This window comes from Shewanella corallii (assembly GCF_023349125.1).
GTDB classification, from domain to species: Bacteria; Pseudomonadota; Gammaproteobacteria; order Enterobacterales; family Shewanellaceae; genus Shewanella; species Shewanella corallii.
This window is the reverse complement of sequence record NZ_JAKIKT010000001.1, coordinates 487463-505703: the sequence shown is the minus strand read 5'-3', so window position 1 is coordinate 505703 and position 18241 is coordinate 487463. Positions and strand designations below refer to the sequence as shown.

Sequence of the window (18241 nt, the reverse complement as noted above, 5' to 3'; positions counted from 1 at the left end):
CCCGCTAAAAAACGGTGTCTCTTTTTCATAAAAAAACAGTGAAATAGATACCTTTACTCCGTTTCCCCTGATGTCATCAAAGTTCAGAAAGTTAGATTCGAAAGGTGTTCAAATGATGGAAATAGATAAACTGGCCTGGATATACATTAAAGATAAGAAGATCTTAAGTACTCGCTCAAAAGGCAAAGATAAGTTCTATATTCCCGGTGGTAAACGCGAGGTGGGAGAGGATGATTTACAAGCATTGATCAGGGAGATCAAGGAAGAGCTTACAGTCGACCTGATACCAGACTCAATAGAATATCTGGGTACATTTAAAGCTCAGGCACACGGCCACAAAGAAGGTATATTGGTAAAAATGACTTGCTATCAGGGCCAATATAATGGGGAGCTAAATCCAGACTCAGAAATCGAAGAAGTTGTGTGGTTACAATATCGGGATAAAGAGCGAAGCTCTATTGTTGACCAGCAAATTTTTGATTGGTTAAAACAAGCCGGCATGATTGAGTAGCTGGCCCCTAGTCATTGCGGCTTACTCTGTGTTGCAGGTCAAATACCAATCCGCATAGAGAACCTCCCCTTTACGGATTGGTATGAACTTAACGCACTACACCAGCGTCATCAGCATACCTGCGGCGGCAAAACCTGCCACCAGCAACACGATATGCACCCGCATCAATTTCAGGATGCCGAAACCCGCCACCACCAGGGCCATATCTGCAGCATTCAGCACTCCGGAAACAAACACAGGACTGTATAGGGCTGACAGCAAGAGGCCGACAACACCGGCATTAATACCGGCAACAACACCCGCCACTCTGGGGCGCTGACTCAGGGCATGCCAGCTTTTAATAAAGGCCAACATCAGCAGGAAGCCGGGCAGGAAAATTGCCAGTGTGGCCACCAGAGCCCCCATAAATGGATTGCTCAGCCAAACTTCAGCACCAAGAAAAGTGGCCAGGGTGAACATGGGGCCCGGCACAGCCTGAGCCAGGGCATAACCGGCCAGGAAGCGGTCCGGGGCCATCTCACTGCCCACTGTACTTTCCAGCAGCGGCAGCACCACATGGCCGCCACCAAATACCAGAGACCCAGCCTGGAAGAACTGGCCAAACAATCCAGCCAGAGAACCGTTACCCGCAATAACACTGCCGCCCACCAGCAAGATGCCAAAACTCAGCAGGTAACCCCAGCGAATACCGGCGTCTTGCTCTGGCTTGGTGTCTGACTCAGGGTGAACCAAAAACATATACCCCAGCACTGCTGACAAACCTATCAGCGCGATTTGCGCGACTATGCCACTGAACAACAGTAAAAGCACTGTGCTGAACACCATAATCGCCCTGGCAGCAGGCTTCTGACAGAACTGACGGAACATGCCCATAACGGCATCAGCTACCACTACAACGGCCAGCAATTTAAGACCATGAATGGCCCCCTGAAACAGGGAGTGATCCAGCCAGATACTGCTGGTCACCGCCATCAAATACAGCAGCAGGAAGGATGGCAGGGTAAAGCCAATAAAAGCAGCAACCGCACCGGCAATACCGCCCATATGGTAGCCGATGGCAAAGCCCACCTGACTTGAGCCCGGTCCGGGTAAAAACTGACTGAGTGCGACAATATTGCCGTAGCGCTTGTCATCCAGCCAGTTCAGCTGAGAAACAAAGGTCTGGCGAAAATAGCCAATATGCGCCGCCGGGCCACCAAAACTGATCAAACCCAGGGTAAAAAAGCGGACAAAAATCTGCCAAATCATAGTGCGATCATTCTCTTTTATTCCTCTATCTTTATGTAGTGAATGATATGACAGAAATATTGCAATTCAATGAAAACCGGAACGGCCTGGATAAGGTTTTTCCTGTTGGCATGGAGCCGGAAACGAAAAGCGAGTGCCGGAGCACTCGCTTTATTACACACTTTGATAAGTAGAAGCCCTGGGCTTACCTGATGTAGAAGCGAACCTGGTTGTTACCTTCAGCAGCATCTACCACCAGCAGCTTGTCACCCTGGACAGTCAATGCTTGCAGGTTACCAGCTTCTGTCAGGTTGGTGGCGGAAACTACAATACCGGTAGCGGCATCCAGAGTCAGCAACTGCTGGCCAGACTGGCTCAGCATCACCAGCTTATCACCGTCAACCAGAGTGCCGGTCACCATTGGCAGAGCCTTGGTGTCGATGCCGAGGACGCGCTCAGAATTCAGTTTGAAGTCCTTACCACTCAGACGAACCTCTACGAAGTTGTTGCGCTTGGCATCCGGCAAAGTCACCATGACGTACTCGTTGCTGGCGGCGTCGTAACCTACGCTACCCACATAATTGTACTTAGCACGGGCAGTCTCGAAACGACCGCGCTTGAACTCTGTGATGCCGTCGGTACCTTCAAAGAAGTTAGCGTAGTAATCGGCGATCCTGGCACTTGGATCATAAGCCACGCGAGCAAAGCTCTTGTGATCGGCTGTGACCAGTACGCTGTTGTCAGAGTCGAAGGCAACGCCTGCCAGGTTAGAGATTTCAACAGAGAAGTTAGGATCAATCTCGGCCTTAGCCAGTACCTGAGTCATATCTTCGTTCAGGAAAGCTACCCAGTTGCTGTTGGTGACAACCGCGACCAGTTTGCTGCTTGGGTTGTAACTGATACCAGTCACGGCACCATCAAGCTCAGCAGGCAGAGTTACAGTTTTTACAGCACTCACAGTAGACTGGGCATCAGCGCGGGTTGCGTCGTTCACAGCCATGTCGGTGAAGTTCGGCTTGGTGATGCCGTAACCGCCACGCAGGGACATGTTAGTCAGGCCATCCCACTTACCAGCAGACCAGATGATATTCTGCGGGTTAAAGCTCATGCGAACCGGGTCGCCCTGACCCAGGAACGGAGCAGGACCAGTCTGGGTGAAGGCTTGCACTATGTTGAAGGCAATAACCACCAGGAACACGTTGGCGGCGGTTTTGTTCAGGCCTTCCCAGCGGGTCTTCTCGCTCCACTGGATCAGTTTGTCGCCCTGAACGAACATCAGTAGGCCGGCGGCGATCAGAACCACCAGGAACACTACCATTACCCATACATAAGTGTGTACGCCCATAATGGCTGGACCAAAGCCCTGACCGATATCACGCAGCATGTGCGGAGCGCTGTGGCGGAAACCGGCGAACAGGCCATACACAGACGTCAGCAGCAGCAGACCTATGTACTTTGGCTTCAGGCCGTAGCGCGTAATAAACAGGGCAATCAGGGAAACCAGCACCATGGCAGTACGTTCCTGCCAGCACAGAGCGCATGGGTTATCCCCCATGCCATAGCCCAGCACGATACAAGCGATGCCAACCGGCAGAGCGATCAGCAGCAAAGACGCCACAGCAACTATGCGGTTCATGACTACGTCATTGATAAGTTCTTTGTTCATTACAGGTTCCCCGGTGGAATGATCATACCAGCAGTCATCACGATCCAGATGAACACGCTGAGCAGAATGCTGGAAACCAGTAGACGGCTGGCCAATTTTTCTTTTTCGGGCTTAAAGGCCACCAGAGCGGCTGCCGCGAATACAAGACAGAAGAGAATGAACTCCACGGTATTTCTCCGTTGAAACTAATGGAGCCTCACAGGATGATTCTCAGGTAAAACACCTAAACAGCCCTATGAAGACTCGGACAATAACGCACTTCAGGCACAAAGCTCTGCCGTGCAGCAGAGCGCTAAATTAGCAAGAGCGAAAGACAGGTGAATGAGGCCCAGATCTCATATCACCAAAGAGGTATTTTTTAAGATGCGAAAAATGAGATTTGGATTTTCATTCCTCGCAAAGGCGTGATTTATGGCTGGGTTAAGAAAGTTTATTTCTGAGGCCACACACAGAAATGGCGCATCTTTGAAGCATCTCTCACCAGCGAATTGAGCCGCTTCACAATCATCAACGAAATTGAGGTTTTACCCGCTGTAAACTCATTGTCGCTAACCAGATACGGTGCGCTTTGTTATCATTCCCCATCCCTTCGACTGAACCAAGTACAACGACAAATGACAGCGTTTCAGGTATCACCAACTCAGGTCACCTTCACCCAACAGATTTTTCAACTGACGGCCAAAGTACAGATATGCCAACAGCAGGCCGACACCACGTTGCTGGTGACGGACCAGACTCCATTTCATCCTGTCTCCCATATCTGGCCTGATCACCCTGCAGACAAAGGAACTGTGACTATTGATGGTCAGGGTATCGAGGTTATTGATTGTTTGACCGGTGCCTGGGATGTAGATAATCAGCAGCTGTATGTGGGTAAAGCGATCCCGGTCAAGCGTGATGAGCCGGGCTGGCACTTTGTGGTGGTGCATCAACTGGCAGGCAATATCAGCCTGACCACTGGCACTGAAGTTGAGCTGAGCGTGGATGCCGATTATCAGCAATCACTGAGTCGTCCTCATAGCGGCGCTCACCTGTCTGCACTGGCGCTGAACAAGGTATTGCAGCAGAACTTCTGGCGAAAAGAAGCTGGCAGACTGGATGCACTGGGACAATACGACTTCCACAGCTATGCCGAAGAAACCAGCTTTGTGACGCCACATGCCTGTATCGATACCTATCGTATGGGGAAAACGCTGAAGAAGCGCGGCTTCAACAATGATGATTTCGTTGCCGCTCTGGCAGAGGTTGCAGCAGAGGTAAATGCCCAGCTGAGCGAATGGCTGGCCACAGATCAGACCATCACAATGCATCGCGAAGGCGATACCCTCACCGACTCCCGCTACTGGCAAACACAGCTGGACGGTAAGCCGGTCAGCATCCCCTGCGGCGGCACCCATGTGGTGAATATGAGTGAGCTTAAAGGCTTGCATATTGAGCTGAAGCGCAATGAAGATGGTGATGTTGAGATGATCACCCGGGTTTGACGGTTGGCGACATTCCCTTTCCCTATGAAACTGACACTGTAGCCCTGCCGTGGGCTACAGCCACAAACCCTCATCAGCCAGATTCACAGTGATTTCGAAGGATAATAGCTTTCGTTGCAAGGCGAACGACCGAAGGATCTTTGTTTACAACCATTACAGCGAGAAGACGCCATAAACCGTTTTTTTAGTAAGCTCAAAGGAGGCTAGATGATGCTCCTGCTGTTCAATCACCACGAAGGGAATTCTCAACGTTCACTCTTTACATCAAGAATAGGCGAACTTTCGAAGGATCTTTGTTTACAACCATCACGCCATTAACAGGGTTTTCAGCTACCTAGAAGGAGGCTAGAAGCTTTCAGTGCAAGGCGAACGACCGAAGACAGTAGCAGCGCTACGGCGAGGGAATTCAACGCCGCAATGGACGCTTATAGCCCCTTTTTAACCAAAAGAACGAGAACTTCAGCGTGTTCCGTATGCGGAAACATATCAAATAATTGCACTCGCTTAATCTCATAACCATCAATCAGCTTGAGATCCTTCGCCAGCGTCACTGGGTTGCAACTTGAATACACTATCGCCCTGGGCGCAAATGCTGACAGCGACTGACACAACTGCTCGCCAATACCACGGCGGGGAGGATTCACAATAATCACATCCGGTACTTCAGTGGCGTCCTGCCCCTGGGCAAAGCCGGTTGAATCCAGCGCACTGAAACTCAGATTATCCAACCCCAAGGCTTCGGCGGAGAGTTTGGCGCAGGCAATGGCCTCGGCTTCAATCTCAATACCTGTGACACCCACCTCGTGGGAGGCACAGTGCAGACCAAAGCCGCCAACACCACAAAACAGATCCCAGACCCTGGAAGGCTTAAGCTCTGCGACCCAGTCTCTGGCGATGCAATAAAGCTCAGCCGCTACCACAGGATTGGTCTGGAAAAAGCTCTTGGGGCGGATAAACAAAGGCACGCCATTGAACACCTCTTCAAGACGGGTCGCCTCTGTCAGGAAAATCTCTTCATCCCCTTCCAGACGCGCCATATGCACAGGCTGAATATTGACAGACACCACCTTGATTTGTGGCCAGTCTGCCAACAGCTGCGGCAAGGTACGTTCGATACGCTCAATGGCATTGTGGCTACGCAGTACAAAGCGCAGCAGGTATTCACCTGAGTGCTGTGCCCGGGTCAGCAGAATAAACTTAAGCTCGCCTTTGGACTTATCAATCCGGTAAGGCGGAATACCGGCCTGTTGAACAAACTTCTCCAGCCGATGCAACAGCGCCTGCATATCTTGCGGATACAGAGGACAATCACACAGAGAGACAGGTGAACCATCCGGGCCGACAATTCCCAGTACAGGCTCATGAGCAGCGCCCATCACCACCATCTTGGCTTTATTTCGAAATGCTGATTCAGGCCCACTGACCGGGGATAGAAACTGCTCCACATTCAATCCCTCAAGCAAAGTAGCCAGCTGGGATGATTTGTTGGTCAGTTGCTGCTCAACAGGCTGTTCCAGCCAGTTACAGGAGCGGCATTTACCCTGGGAAAAGTAGCTGCATGTCAGCATGAAAAATCTCGTATCCGGAGTTTGGTAACGGTTATTGCCCGAAACTTGTCAGGCAAAAGGGGCGCTAGTTTATCCACTTTTCACGGCCGGATCATCTGTTGGGGCGAATCTGTTTAAGTGAGCGCCAGCTCATTGACATCGGCAATGGCTTGCCGCTCTCCCAGTCGGCGGCGCACGATCGCCAGCACCTGATCTGATGTCACCCTGTATTCAGTCAGCTTACCGCCATAAACAGTGATAACTCCGGGATGAGAGCCGGGATCATGAATAATGGTTTCCCGACTGCGGCCAAAAGCACTGCCATTGGCTTTGGGCAACACTCTGACACCGCAAAAACGCCGCAAGATACGCTCTGTCAGTTGGGACTCCTGCCAGGCTGGGAAATAGTGTTGGTAGATAGCCAACAGATAGTCCTGTTCCTGCTCCGTCATTTGCGGTTTTTGCGGCTCAGTTCGCAGTAACGTCTCTGTGGTGCCCAGCAAGGTTTTGCCCTCCCAGGGGATCACAAATACCACTCGTTCGTCCAGATGAGACTCAAGGTACAACACACCCTGGGGAGGCGGTACATCCAACAGCAGGTGACTTCCCTGCACCCAATCTATGGGTAGGCCCACCAGCTTGGGGGATACACTCTCCAGCAGCGCATTCACCCAGGGACCACAGGCATTGATCACCATACCGGTTCTGAGTTCTCTGCTCTTCCCCTCACTATCCCGTCCTTCTACCTGACACACCCTTGCGCCCTGATAAATGGACTCACAGCGAATGCCTTCGCAAATCTCGGCACCAAGAGCTTCAGCACTGGCAGCCACTGCTTGAGTCAATCTCTGGTCATGGGTTCTGGCATCCCAATACTGGAATACATGCTTTAGATTGGTCTGTTCCAGGCCTTCAAGAGAGGACCATTGGGATCTGGGCAGTCGTTGAAATCGGCCATGGGGTTCAAGCTCCGCCAACATGGCATACAAGCCAAGCCCAGCGGCTATGGTCATGGCCCCACGGCGACTGTCCTTATATACAGGAATATAGAATGGAACGGCCTCCACCAATCCTGGTGCCAGTTTCAGCAATTGTTTGCGTTGTGCAAGGCAGCTTTTAACCAGAGAGACCTGACCGGACTCCAGATAACGCAAACCACCGTGGATCAGCTTACTGGAGTTAGCCGATGTCTCTCCACCCAACTCTCCGCGCTCCCACAGCACAACACTGTATCCCGCCGCTGCTGCAGCCTGAGCAATGCCAGCTCCAACAATGCCACCACCAACAACCAATACATCGGTTTGCTTCATCAACTGGCCTCCAGCCACAGTTCCTTGTTATTAAAGATGAGGATTAAATATAAAAGTGGCAAGGTGCACAGATTTTTTAACTCTGTAAACAACTGCCGCTTTATAGACTTGATAAGCCTCGTATGCCCTCAAGGGTTTGGTGATTTTTGCTATTCAGCAATCCAATGAAAAGAAAGAATAAAAACCTGAAAAGCAGTCGGATCAAGCAAGAAAATAAAACTATAAAAAGCGTCAAAACCAGCGGCACGCGTCAAACTTTCGTCATCTTTGATAACAGTATTAAGCCTTGTTTTTCAACAAATTAGAAACGCCACTTGGAAGGTTTGCAAAGGTTCTTAAGATGGCTTAAATTGTGGTCAGCAAAAAGCAGATAATCTACTACTAAAGGTTGACACAGGAAGCGTCGTATATGACCAAAATTACTACCCTGTTGCTGCTCAGCCTGCTTGCCTCTCCCGCAGTGGCATCTTGCCCCGGAAACAGTATGCTGGGCGAGGTTGAGTTTGATCGCAACAGCTCCTACTTTAACTCCAATGGCAAAGCCGCTCTGGATAAGCTTCTGGACGACAGTGAAAGCTTAACCGATGGTTATCTGTTGCTGGAATTCAGCTTCAACAAACAGATCAGTGACAAGAAGTTGCGTGAGTACAATATGTGGTTAGCTCAGCGCCGTGTCGACAGAGTCAAAACCTATTTGACCAAGAAGCAGCTTACCTATCCCATGGTTACCCGCATTCTTACCGCCGGTGATGAAGATCGCGTGGTCAAACTCTCCTTTTGTGAACATGAGCCTGTGATGTTGGCCGACGGCAAATCAGAATAATCTGCTGCCCGGTCACCCAACACAGCATTAACCACTTAAATGAATCCTAGGTTTCCCGGTAGATATTGACCGGGTTAACACTTCTCCAACTTATCCCCCGCCTCCCAGAACAAACCCGATACTATGAAATCAAATCAGTAGCTTATTGATTTGGAGAAACAAAGTATGTGGTCCTCACTGAAATGGATTTTTGCGCTTTGGGTGCTTGCCGTCGGCCTGGTGTCTGCCCCAAATTCTTACGGAGCAGATGAACTATGGTATACCCCCAAGGCCTCGGCCGGTGCACCAGATGTCAAACTCTACTTCTTCTGGTCTAAAACCTGCCCCCATTGCGCCAAAGCACACCCCTTTATCGATCGCCTCGCAGAAAAGTATCCCTGGGTTGACCTTAACGCCCAACTGGTGAGCGAACCCGGTGTCATTGAGCACTGGCAACAGATAGCCAAAGCTACCAACACCCAAACCACCTCAGTACCTTTCGTGGCGATATGTGGCCAGAGTATTGTGGGCTATACCAGTGACGAAGTAACCGGGGTATTTATCGAGCAGAAGCTCAGGGAGTGCTATAGCAAACAGGGCGGAGAACTGGACCCAAACCAAGCACTGGAAGCCCCGGTGACATTGGACTCACCACTGTTTGGTACCTGTGATAAAAATGCCGCTCCCGGCACCTGTGACTCGGGTATTGACTCGGCCCCAACCAGCAAGGTGCAGCCGGTGGAAATTCCTCTGGTAGGCACAGTTGCCCCGGAGCAACTGTCACTGCCCTTGCTTACTCTGGTGCTGGCGGGAGTCGATGCCTTTAACCCATGCGCTTTCTTTGTACTCCTGTTCCTGCTGTCCATTATGGTCAATGCCAAGAGCCGCAGCCGCATGTTGTTGGTGGGCGGTATCTTTGTATTCTTCTCCGGACTTATCTATTTCATGTTTATGACAGCCTGGCTCAACCTGTTCCAACTACTGGGTGCAGGTGGTGATGGCGGCACCATTATCCTGGTAGCAGGCCTGGTAGCCTTGGTGGCCGGAGCCATCAATATCAAGGAGTTTTTCTTCCACCGGGGCAAGGTAACCCTGTCTATGTCCACCGAGAATCGCACCGGACTGATTAAACGTATGGGCAAGCTATCCAGTGCCAGCTCACTGGGCGCCATGATTGTCGGCTCTACTGTACTGGCGATTCTGGCCAACAGTTATGAGCTGCTTTGTACCGCAGGCTTCCCGATGATCTACACCAGTGTGCTGTCTATGCATGATCTCACTACTGCCGAGCGTTATGCTTATCTGGCGATGTACAACATAGTGTATGTGATCCCACTGGCCACCATAGTCATCATCTTTGCCGCGACGCTTGGCAAACGTAAGCTGACTGAAAAAGAGGGGGAAGGCCTTAAGCTGATGTCGGGCACCATGATGACAGGCATGGGTGCACTGCTGGTCATGGACCCAACATCCATGCAGAACCCGGTTTTGGCTATCGGTTTGATCCTCGGGTCAATTCTGGTTACTGCCATTATCATTTACGGCCAACGCATGCTGAGAAAGCGGGCAAAATGAGCAAAGAGTTCTAAACTTTATACTCAGGGTGCCGATAATCAGTTAGCGGCACACCGCCGCAAATGAAAGGAATGCACTATGACGCCAGTCAGCAACACAGGCTTCAACAATGCGATGACTCATATAGGCAAGGTTGCCGAAATGACCAAGAATCAGCAGCAGGTTGAAGGCCAGATCGTGATGGATTTGATCAGTGCCGCCAGTGCACCGGCTAAGTCTCAGGCGCCACAGCCTGTGGGCAATATAGGCCACAATATCAATACCACCGCCTGAGGGGGTATTGACCCGCAAAAACACCGGCAATTGCCGGTGTTTTTTTGTCTTGGGGCTTCAGCGAGAAAACGTCAGAGTGGTTGGCGTGTCGTCTGTCAGTGTCGCCCCACCAAACGCATCCAATTGATGATGAGTAATCAGGCTTTGCAGGTTTTCCACATAGGCATTTCCCCGGGTAGAGTAATGCTCCAAAGAGGTCACCAACTCATATCCGGTTAGCCTGTGCTCCCGCTTCAATGTCTGTCTGAGCTGCCAAAGGCCTTGATATGCCTTTGCCGTGTTCAGATTGAACATATAAGCCGCCGTCCCCTCGAACATTGAATCAAACGCTGCCACTTTGACATGCCCGCCCGGCGTTGTCAGGTAATGGCTGCTGCCTTTAGGGTTGTGCTCACCATAAAGCGCATTACCGGCAATGGCGAAATGGCTGGTGCCCCAGCCGCTTTCATCAATGCCCTGGGCCAGCACCATCCCCACCGGAATTACATCCAGCTGCATCAGCAATTGATTCAAATTATCCGAAGTCAATTGGGGGGCGATGCTGTAATGAGTCAACAGCTCCTGCAGCCATTCATTTTCTGCGGCAGTGCGCTGAGATACAGGTATCTTCACCAATACCTCAAGCTGCTGACGAACGCGGGTAATTTGTTGGTTTACCGCCAGTACATTGGGCAGCAGCAAGCGAATAAATTCGCTGATTTTTTCCGTCACCGGTTGGTTATTTAAATCTTTCGGTAGATTCAGGCCAAAGAGTGGAGGAACGCCCGCCCCCTGTTTTACCGAATCCAGCTTGTAACCCTGAGCATCGAACATCTCACCAAGCGCTTTGGCACCAGCCAGCGACTTGTGTCTGGTATCTGCAAAAGGTCGCTCTTCCTGCTCAGGCAGCTGTGGCAACCCATCGGCGGCGACAAAGCATGATGATAACAAGATCACCGAAAAGCTCAGCGACAACCGCTTTAACCATAGGCAGATTCTGGACTGAGAAACCCGGCCATTAATAAAACCTTGTGCATAAACAGGCATGATATTTCCTTAAAGCAACAGCTTAGTTGTCATAACATCCTCCCCACTGAGGCAAATGACAAATCATTTTTAATGAAAATTCCTGCATACTTGATTGCACCCGCCGCTGATTTTTCTTAGCGTAAAAGTCTCCAACCTTTCGGATATCTCCTATGCGTAGTCAACTTATTTGTGCTCTGCCCCTGGCATTGTTTTTACCATTCTCGGTCAATGCCGCTCCTTCCTACGACTGCAGCAAAGCCAGCGGTGAAGTAGAGCAAACCATATGTCAGGAACCAGAGCTCCAGCGACTGGACAACAAACTGCATGATGCCTATCAGGCAGCGATAAAACAGGTTTCCGGTGAAGAGAAACGCCTGCTCAGGGCATTTCAGCGAGGCTGGATTAAAGGACGCAATGATTGCTGGAAAAGCGACAAGCTGGGCCAGTGTGTCGAAGACAACTACAAAACCCGTATCACTGAACTTGAGATCCAGGCCGGTAAGGTCAAAGCTCCTGAGCCTGTCACCTTTCAGTGTAAGACCCAGAACTTGATGGTGTACTTCTATAACGACACAGAAGTGCCCGTGGCTGTGATTAACGAACTGAACCCGAGCACACCGGATAAGCAGATTTTAGCCTTTATCAGTCGCAGTGCTTCAGGCGCCAAATATGAAGCTCAAAACCTCACCTTCTGGACCAAGGGCGATGAGGCAACACTAATCCGTTACGGCCAGCCTGACGAAACCTGCGCTCAACAGAAATAGCCAGCCAAAATGAAAGCACAGAGGCGACCAGGTTAGGTCGCCTCTGTGCTTTCAGCTTACGTTCATCTCGACAATGGCCTAATTGCCGGCAGATTCGCACACAGCCGCAATTAAAAGCACTGCGGTTTACAGCCAACCATGACTTGTCTGCAAGCATGGTGTTATACACGAGGTGAAAAATGAAATTGGGTATCACATTCAGCATGGCATTGTTGCTGATAACCGGGTTTGGCAGCTTTGATGCCCACGCCAGTCGCTGGGAAGTTCGTCAGGAGATCCGCGAGGGCATACATGAAGTTAACCGGGAGAAGCGCGAAGCCGCCCGGGAAGTGCTCAACTGTAAAACCCGTCACAGTGTTCGACGCGAGATCCGAGAAGGTCACCGTGAAGTGGCCAGAGAAAAACGCGAAGCCCGTCGCGAGATTAAGCGCGCCATTCGCAACAACCGGCACCACGGCCACCACCATCACAATAGTGACCGCAATGACTTTGTCACCGGTGCGTTAATCGGCGGCGCAATAGTCGGGACCGCTGTGGCTATCGCCAACAATGACTAAGTTGGGCTCGGCCCCAATGCAAGGCAGACATCAGTCTGCCTTTTTCATGAATGGCTCGTGACCGGAACAGACCACTGCAGCAGCCGAAATTATATGCAACAATGGGGCACGCTAATTTACAGTATTGAGATATGAAAGAACTGATACTCACTCTACTGCCACTCATGCTTCTTAGTGGCTGCGCCCAAATCGCCTGCAACCACAGATCAGACAAAGGTGGTCCCTACGACAACCCCTGGCTGTCTGAGCAGGAGTGCGAACGTCAGGTGAATCAAGCTCTGGACAAAAACCGAAAAGGCAAACGCAGTGCCGAAGACAAAGCGACTCAGGAAGCGCTGGATGCTTCACTGAAAGACGCACTAAAGAAGTAATGACCCTGTTTAAAAAAGCTGATTGAACACATTCAATCAGCTTTTCTTCATCAGGTCGGGTTACCCCTTTACCAGCTCAATTGGGCCATGGTCATCACAATGCCCATTGTGCTGATGATGAAGACGACCATCGACTATGTAATCGATATGGTCCCCATGCTTAATCGCTTCGTGGCCACATCCGGGGCCATGAATATGGTCACCACATGAATGAGCTGCATTGCACTCATCCGGATGACTTGCACTCACTTCAAGCGTATGAGCATCACAGTGGTCACCGTGAGGATGGTGCAAATTACCGTCGACCAGATAGTCAACATGATCGCCATGGCGAATTGCAGTATGACCACAGTCCGGACCATGAACATGTTCCGAATGAGTGTGCGTTTTTGAACATGATATCCCTGTTTCTCCTTTTCCTTTGAGTATGACAGTCTGAATTCTAGTCAAGGTAGAGAAGTTGCGAGTTGCCTTTTCAGGAAAAAGTTCGGTGATATTCAACAGCCGGAAGACGTTTGGGTATAAACAGGAGGTCGATTCCCATCCGAAGCGGCATAGCGAATTTTGCAGTTGGCAGCATCTGGAGCATCGGTAATCTGAACGTCAATATTCCCTAATAAACCTGCACAGTTACCGCCTACCCAGGTAAAACCTTCGTCGGCATCCACAGCCTGGGCAATGCCACTTGGATGGGGACAGGGGTATCCACAGCGCAGAGTGATGTTTGTGCCCCCCAGATCTATGGTTGGGTCAGTTGCGCAGTCGGTTTTATTTTCAACGATCGCTTTAGCATTGACCATATTGGCAGCCGTACGCATGCTACCTTCAAGGGAGTCCAGTGTGGCCAATCTGGCGTCTGTACTTAGGCTAAGAAATTTAGGGGCGGCAGTAACTGCTATGATGCCCAGTATGATGATAACGACTACCAGCTCAATTAAGGTAAACCCGTTACTCTTTACGTGCATATCCATTGCCTCAGATGTCCCCAAATTAACGTGCTTTACCGTCAAGTGCTCCCAACATTCAATTTAAGCTTATGTTTCAAAATAACATTTCGCAACAGCCCACATCCGACATCATTCATTACCCCAAACAAAAACGCCTGCATTCAGCAGGCGTTTTTTCAGTTCAATCCTGGGTTAAGCAGCAACCTCTGTGACTTCCTCTTCGCTGTGGCGGATAAGGTAATCAAAGGCACCCAGCGATGCGGTAGCGCCGCTGCCCATGGCAATGATGATCTGCTTATAGACGGAATTAAAGCGACCGAATCAACGAATAAATCCAAGCAAGCTAGTCGCGATATTAACCCTGGAGATAAATATCAAGAGTATAAACAGAAGCACTCTTTACTGACCGCTTAAAGCCAAACTTCACCTGGATTGCTGCGCATTAATCCATAGAGTTAATTGAATAACAAACAAAAAAAGACAGATATCTACAACCAAACTCAAGCTCTATGAGATTGATGAGCCAGGCTCTATAAAAAACAGTTGGATTCAACTTTAATATTTCGACTTCAGAAATATGTTTTCACCTTTACAATGCAGTGCCGATCTCATTACGCCCTTTCAGGCTATTGACCAAAACATCTCCTTATTGATTTTTAGTTGTTTATTACTAGCATATTCCAAATCGCTATTTAGTCATTATTTGTGAATATATATATGTACCTATGAACCAAGTTGTTGTACATATGTACAAATGCTAATTTCGAACTCCCGAATACATAAATTCCGGAGAACGATATGAGTTTTAAAAGGAGCAGTATAAGAACAATTCTGTTTTACCTATTGGCAAGCAGCAGTTCCGGGTTGTTGGCGAGCGAGCTGGGTGAACAGGTACAGGTTGATGTTAACCGCCCAATTACAGAGCAACTCAAGGAGTACTATAAAAACCTGAACACATCACATGTGCCGAGCGGCATTTTATTAGAGTCAGGCGCCGTGCTTAACAGTACAACAGCATTGAAGAACAACGAGTTGAATCAGCAAGGATTGAATCAGGACCAATTCAATGACACCTATGCCGACTTAATGAGAGGAAAGTTGATACCAGAGTCGAATCCCAAAAATCTCTACAGTTTGGGAAGTAAGATTAGGGATGGTCACGTTTACCCCATGTCTCTGGCCTTTGTAAGATATGATTCAATTCCATTGGATGTTCTTGAACAACATCAAAATGATGGAAATCACTTTATTCCCAATGGGAACAGACAGGTTGGCGTTTCCAAAAAATTTATAGCCGCTACCATTCAGGCGCCTGCGGTATACGGTAATCAGGTCCAGCTTGTACTGAACAGTAATCTATTGCTCAATCACGGTGCTCAATCAATTGGTAACTTTGAGTTTATTTACAATGGTCAGCGCAAACCGATCACCTTAAATAGCCCCTTTACTGTAAATATTGCCACGCCAATAGTAAGAAAAAGCAAGCCACAACTGGCCTCCCGTAATACCCGGGAATTTGAGCTTAGATTTGTCGCTGACGGGGTACGATATACAGCCAAAGGTAAGTTCAACTGGGCTGACCCCCTTGCTAATCTGAGGCAGAGACGGAGTGGCATGCCTGTGTGCTATGACATGCCTACCGTCACAGCCAGTCGTCCCTTCAATGGCCAAACCTCTAAGCTGAATATCAGGATTTATCCTGCCAATGGTTCAGTCAGTGGCTCTGGTACCAATGGAGCAGGCTGTATCAATGGCAGCCAGCCAGAACTTAAGCAGGTTATGGTCATTCTGGATGGCTTTGATCCCGGAGGAAACAGGACTCAGGAATCTATCTATGAAGACTTTGGCGAGTCCATGGATCAGTTTGTAGCTGCCGGTTTTGATCTGGTGGTTGTCGACTATAAGAATGGCCGCGACTATATTCAGCGGAATGGCTTGGCAGTCAGAGAATTGCTGGTAAACAAAATACCTGGATGGCTGGCATCAAATGCCGATACCAGGGTGGTACTGACAGCTGGCAGTATGGGAACCCAAACCGGTCGCTACGCTATGACAACAGCAGAACGCGCCGGCGAGGATCATAATGTTCGCCTGTTTTTTGCTATCGACGGCCCTTTCCGCGGCGCCAATATTCCCATTAGTATCCAAGCATTTGTTGAGTTCTTTGCCCCAATGAGTCCAGCGGCAGAGAACAACCTGGCTGGCCTGAACAGCCCTGCGGCAAGTCAACAACTACTGTTGAACCGGTATTATCATTCCGGAGGTCCAAACCCTTCCCCAATGAGATCAAACCGCTGGTATCTGCCAAGACCTGAATACTACCAGTACTATAATGAGGTCAACGCCCTCGGCCTGCCCCAACTCAGTCGTAACATCGGTATTGCCAGTGGCAGTGGCACAGGAAGTGCGCTATCGCCCCATCTGAACTATAAACAGACCTTCAATCACGTAAACTGGTCCAGCTTGTGGGGCACTTTTATCATCCGCAGTACCACCAGAACAGATCACGCTGGAGAGGTATTTGAGGGACGGGTGAAGCTTCCTATTGTCTGCCATTACCTTGGTTCATATTGCAATCAACGTGTAAGACTGAGCCTTAACAACCCCAAAAAACTGGATATAGCTCCGTCAGGTTATCGCACAAGTCCTGTTGATATTAAGAATGACTGGAATAACAGCTCTGACACAAAAGGCACCATGACCAGCCCTTTCTATTATCATGGTTTCGTGCCCACTTTCAGCGCACTGAATATTCCGACCTCCAATCTCTATTACAATCCATCAAGAGACTCCAGTGCTCTGGGAAGGTCAGGATTCGATGCAGTATGGTACGAGAAATGTAATAAGGAACATGTGGCGCGTACTGATGGAATGTGGGAGTTGATTTCGGTTGAGCTGCAGGCATTTTTGACCAACACAGTGCCAGCTGAAGTTGAACTCCCAAGAACCGGCTGTGGCAGAGTTGAGCCCAATACTCCTGTCGCCAAGTGCGACGTATCAGAAAGAGACCAAGGGTCCGGCAACGTGGTGTTCAATGGCTCAAGGTCCTATCACGGCAACCCGAATGCCAACATAGTGAGTTACATCTGGAACCCTGGAGATGGCAATCGTAATCTGACAGGCAAAGTCAGAAGCTACCAATACTCTGCACCACCTCAGGGAACCTATTACACACCGACTTTAACTGTCATTGATGACTCAGGTAAGAGCAGTACTGACACGTGTAGAAGGGTCTATGTAGGAATTTACCAATAGAGGCATAACGGCTGGCTCCATTCGGTTAAAACTGATGGAGCCAATTTTACGGCCATAAATAATCATCTCATTATGGCGCAACTCTTACTTGCACCCAGCGTAAGAGCCACAATCAAGAGGAATCAATTGATTTAAATAGAAATTTAAATTTAGCGTTCTGACTATCTCCCATGCCCCAATAGGTAGAAGTCCCCCTTCATGTTAAACTTGGTTCACATATCAGGTTATCTGAACAGGGTGAATTAGGCCGTGACGGGAACACGTAAAAAAGAGAACCGGCGTGAAGCGATATTGAACTCATCACTGGAAATCATCAGCAGTGAAGGTCTCAGAGGGTTAACGTATCGCGCGATAGCAAAACACGCAAAAGTCCCCCTTGGTTCAACCACCTATTATTTTTCCAGTATTGAAGAGATTTACATTGCGGCATATAAGCTGTTTGCTGTTCGTGCTGATGAATACATTGATAAGCTTAGAGATGAATCTCTGAATATCCTGATCAAATACAACCCTATCAGCGACCAAGACCCTGAAAATAAAGTGCAATTTGTTGATGAGTTGTCTGAGATAGTGACAGATTATATTTACAACATGGTGGTTAAAGAGGAGAAATACCGGCTGATAGAAGCTGCGTTTTTACACTCTGCACTGATGCACGATGATCTTAAATGTTTATTGAGAAAAAGAAAAAATGACTTTATTGGTTTTTCCGAAAGATGGTTTTCACTATTGAATCTGGAAAAGCCGAAACATGAAGCAACTATATTTGTGGGATTGATGCTACAACTGGAACAGATGCAATTGATGAGAGACACTGCGGAGTTTGAACACCAATTTGTGAAAGAATCAATATCTACATTTTTCAGAAAGTTAGCATGATATTTAGCTGTAACACAGGTAAGTCATAACTATAGCTGATTATTCCAAACAAAAACGCCTGCATT

Annotated in this window: 18 protein-coding genes; 10 read left to right on the top strand and 8 right to left on the bottom strand. The window is 49.1% G+C overall.

The window, feature by feature from the left end:
- The first annotated feature begins 112 nt into the window (after window positions 1-112).
- Window positions 113-511 carry an NUDIX hydrolase gene (locus L2725_RS02085; RefSeq protein ID WP_249247416.1) on the top strand — a complete coding sequence of 133 codons (399 nt, stop codon included), beginning with the start codon at window positions 113-115 and terminating at the stop codon, window positions 509-511.
- A 96-nt stretch (window positions 512-607) separates the two neighbouring features.
- Here L2725_RS02085 and chrA read toward each other — a convergent pair whose 3' ends face one another.
- The 3 genes from chrA to L2725_RS02070 all read right to left on the bottom strand — a co-directional run bounded on the left by chrA (window position 608) and on the right by L2725_RS02070 (window position 3571).
- The gene (gene chrA / locus L2725_RS02080) at window positions 608-1756 is read right to left on the bottom strand and encodes a chromate efflux transporter (protein WP_428985262.1); all 1149 of its coding nucleotides are present in this window, start codon (window positions 1754-1756) and stop codon (window positions 608-610) included.
- A 187-nt stretch (window positions 1757-1943) separates the two neighbouring features.
- Entirely contained in the window at window positions 1944-3404 is a 1461-nt protein-coding gene (locus L2725_RS02075; RefSeq protein ID WP_249247414.1) for a disulfide bond formation protein B, read from the bottom strand.
- Window positions 3404-3571 carry a hypothetical protein gene (locus L2725_RS02070; protein WP_205407358.1) on the bottom strand — a complete coding sequence of 56 codons (168 nt, stop codon included), beginning with the start codon at window positions 3569-3571 and terminating at the stop codon, window positions 3404-3406. Before L2725_RS02070 ends, L2725_RS02075 begins: the two co-directional genes overlap by 1 nt.
- A 447-nt stretch (window positions 3572-4018) precedes the next feature.
- Between L2725_RS02070 and L2725_RS02065 the strand changes: the two genes are divergently transcribed.
- Window positions 4019-4888, top strand: coding sequence for an alanyl-tRNA editing protein (locus tag L2725_RS02065; RefSeq protein ID WP_249247413.1), 870 nt, complete (start codon window positions 4019-4021; stop codon window positions 4886-4888).
- Window positions 4889-5313: 425 nt separating this feature from the next.
- On the opposite strand, the gene rlmC is transcribed toward L2725_RS02065, so the two are convergent.
- Together rlmC and L2725_RS02055 are read right to left on the bottom strand one after the other, a co-directional pair.
- Window positions 5314-6456, bottom strand: coding sequence for a 23S rRNA (uracil(747)-C(5))-methyltransferase RlmC (gene rlmC, locus L2725_RS02060; RefSeq protein WP_249247411.1), 1143 nt, complete (start codon window positions 6454-6456; stop codon window positions 5314-5316).
- A 113-nt stretch (window positions 6457-6569) separates the two neighbouring features.
- Window positions 6570-7745: a glycerol-3-phosphate dehydrogenase/oxidase gene (locus L2725_RS02055; RefSeq protein ID WP_249247410.1), complete on the bottom strand. Its 1176-nt coding sequence runs from the start codon at window positions 7743-7745 to the stop codon at window positions 6570-6572.
- A 409-nt stretch (window positions 7746-8154) separates the two neighbouring features.
- Between L2725_RS02055 and L2725_RS02050 the strand changes: the two genes are divergently transcribed.
- From L2725_RS02050 to L2725_RS02040, 3 genes are all read left to right on the top strand, one after another.
- Window positions 8155-8568 carry an OmpA family protein gene (locus L2725_RS02050; protein WP_249247408.1) on the top strand — a complete coding sequence of 138 codons (414 nt, stop codon included), beginning with the start codon at window positions 8155-8157 and terminating at the stop codon, window positions 8566-8568.
- Window positions 8569-8733: 165 nt separating this feature from the next.
- Window positions 8734-10122 (top strand): cytochrome C biosynthesis protein, encoded by a 1389-nt coding sequence (locus L2725_RS02045; protein ID WP_249247407.1) that lies wholly within the window; start codon window positions 8734-8736, stop codon window positions 10120-10122.
- A gap of 78 nt (window positions 10123-10200) precedes the next feature.
- Window positions 10201-10395 (top strand): cytoplasmic protein, encoded by a 195-nt coding sequence (locus tag L2725_RS02040; protein WP_249247406.1) that lies wholly within the window; start codon window positions 10201-10203, stop codon window positions 10393-10395.
- Window positions 10396-10452: 57 nt separating this feature from the next.
- Here L2725_RS02040 and L2725_RS02035 read toward each other — a convergent pair whose 3' ends face one another.
- Complete coding sequence (locus L2725_RS02035) at window positions 10453-11421, bottom strand: glucosaminidase domain-containing protein (RefSeq protein WP_249247405.1); 969 nt, start codon at window positions 11419-11421, stop codon at window positions 10453-10455.
- A 152-nt stretch (window positions 11422-11573) separates the two neighbouring features.
- On the opposite strand from L2725_RS02035, the gene L2725_RS02030 reads away from it, so the two are divergent.
- From L2725_RS02030 to L2725_RS02020, 3 genes are all read left to right on the top strand, one after another.
- Window positions 11574-12167 (top strand): MliC family protein, encoded by a 594-nt coding sequence (locus tag L2725_RS02030; protein ID WP_249247404.1) that lies wholly within the window; start codon window positions 11574-11576, stop codon window positions 12165-12167.
- A gap of 179 nt (window positions 12168-12346) precedes the next feature.
- Window positions 12347-12724: a hypothetical protein gene (locus L2725_RS02025; protein WP_249247403.1), complete on the top strand. Its 378-nt coding sequence runs from the start codon at window positions 12347-12349 to the stop codon at window positions 12722-12724.
- Between the two features lie 131 nt (window positions 12725-12855).
- On the top strand, window positions 12856-13095 hold the full coding sequence (locus tag L2725_RS02020) for a hypothetical protein (RefSeq protein WP_249247402.1): 240 nt from the start codon (window positions 12856-12858) through the stop codon (window positions 13093-13095).
- 60 nt (window positions 13096-13155) lie between these two features.
- On the opposite strand, the gene L2725_RS02015 is transcribed toward L2725_RS02020, so the two are convergent.
- Both L2725_RS02015 and L2725_RS02010 read right to left on the bottom strand, forming a co-directional pair.
- Complete coding sequence (locus L2725_RS02015) at window positions 13156-13545, bottom strand: hypothetical protein (RefSeq protein WP_249247401.1); 390 nt, start codon at window positions 13543-13545, stop codon at window positions 13156-13158.
- A gap of 47 nt (window positions 13546-13592) precedes the next feature.
- Window positions 13593-14060 (bottom strand): prepilin-type N-terminal cleavage/methylation domain-containing protein, encoded by a 468-nt coding sequence (locus L2725_RS02010; protein WP_249247399.1) that lies wholly within the window; start codon window positions 14058-14060, stop codon window positions 13593-13595.
- Window positions 14061-14840: 780 nt separating this feature from the next.
- On the opposite strand from L2725_RS02010, the gene L2725_RS02005 reads away from it, so the two are divergent.
- Both L2725_RS02005 and L2725_RS02000 read left to right on the top strand, forming a co-directional pair.
- Entirely contained in the window at window positions 14841-17297 is a 2457-nt protein-coding gene (locus L2725_RS02005; RefSeq protein WP_249247398.1) for a PKD domain-containing protein, read from the top strand.
- Between the two features lie 249 nt (window positions 17298-17546).
- A complete protein-coding gene (locus tag L2725_RS02000; protein WP_249247397.1) occupies window positions 17547-18176 on the top strand; it encodes a TetR/AcrR family transcriptional regulator in 630 nt (209 codons plus the stop codon).
- Window positions 18177-18241 lie beyond the last annotated feature (65 nt).